The 253-nt window shown below is 34.0% G+C and carries 1 pseudogene; it reads left to right on the top strand.

The annotated features are described in order from the left end of the window. Positions 1–128 (top strand): annotated as a pseudogene (locus tag M3210_RS20335) (IS110 family transposase); the annotation flags it as partial. Positions 129–253: the final 125 nt, after the last annotated feature.

The following is a 253-nucleotide window of genomic DNA, read 5'->3' as shown; positions in this document are numbered from 1 at the left end:
CCAAAGCTAAGCTGCAGTTACATTCCTTATTAGATCAGGTTTTTCCTGAATATAGGGGTGTATTTGGAAGCCTATATTCAAAGGTATCATTGCTTACTTTACTAGCATTCCCAACATCTGAAGCTGTTGATGCTAGTATAGTTTCATAGACACATCTAAGTTAAATTTATACAATGAATTTCAAGGAGGATGTGTCCGATGAATACAAGAAATAACGGTAAACGATATAATGATGATTTCCGTAAAATGATTG

The sequence above is a fragment of the Oceanobacillus luteolus genome, from assembly GCF_023715655.1.
GTDB lineage: Bacteria > Bacillota > Bacilli > Bacillales > Amphibacillaceae > Oceanobacillus > Oceanobacillus luteolus.
This window is presented reverse-complemented; position numbering and strand designations above follow the sequence as displayed.